The organism is Desulfovibrio sp. OH1186_COT-070 (assembly GCF_003860215.1).
Lineage (GTDB): Bacteria > Desulfobacterota > Desulfovibrionia > Desulfovibrionales > Desulfovibrionaceae > Desulfovibrio.
This window is the reverse complement of record NZ_RQYH01000110.1, coordinates 1-831: the sequence shown is the minus strand read 5'-3', so window position 1 is coordinate 831 and position 831 is coordinate 1. Positions and strand designations below refer to the sequence as shown.

Sequence of the window (831 nt, the reverse complement as noted above, 5' to 3'; positions counted from 1 at the left end):
GTCCAGCAGTTCGCCCAACGAAATGACTTTCATGCCCGCCAGGCTGTGGGCATCAGCGGCGGGGTTTTTTGTTTCTTCCGGCTCTTTCATGGGCCAAAAACTCCTTGTTGCGTGTTGTGTGGTTATGGCAAGGCCGCGCATCGTCCTGTAAACGCGCGACCTTTTCTCATAAGGGGGGAGGTAATTCCCAACCGGGCGGAATCATTGGGGAAGGCTTGAACGGCAAACTGTGAGCGAGCAGGCGGCAGAAATGCGCCTTTTCTCATAAGGTAGTACTTAATTCCCAAGCTCTGGGCATCATTGGCGAAGGCCGCCGGGAAGGGAAGCAGTCAGTGAAAGTGGGGAAAAACAGGAAGGCGTATCTTTCTCATAAGGGGATACTTAATTGCTATCCGCCTGCAATCCAACGCTTCGTAATTTCAAGTTGTCCGGCGTGAGGTAGCCGCCGTGCCTGCGGATTGCCGGGAGAACTTCTCCGGCCAGCCACCGCTGGAACGGCAGCGCCTTGGGCTTGTCCGAACGGGCAAGGAAGAAATAGAGGCCCTGCTCGGAAAGTGTTGTCAATTGCTGTTTTCCGCCGGGAGTATTAAACGGTTTAGGCCCCTTCCATTCCTTCGGTACATACTGGAACAGGTTGCTTAACTGCCGGAGCGAAGATTCGGAGTATCCCAATGCTGCGCACACATCCTTCGCCACGAACCACGGCTCGCCTTTCTCATCCAGCACAGTGCGGATGTTGCCGAACGCCGTATTACCGAATGTCCGGACAGCGACGGGGTTGTTGGCGGGGGCGGGGGCGGGGGTGGCGGCGGAGGGGTGGGGGTGTTGGTG

At 56.8% G+C, this 831-nt stretch carries 1 protein-coding gene; it reads right to left on the bottom strand.

All coding sequences use genetic code 11. The features are described 5' to 3' along the window. Window positions 1-381 precede the first annotated feature (381 nt). A partial coding sequence (locus tag EII23_RS12095) for a Bro-N domain-containing protein (RefSeq protein WP_148091274.1) occupies window positions 382-831 on the bottom strand: 450 nt, incomplete at its 5' end.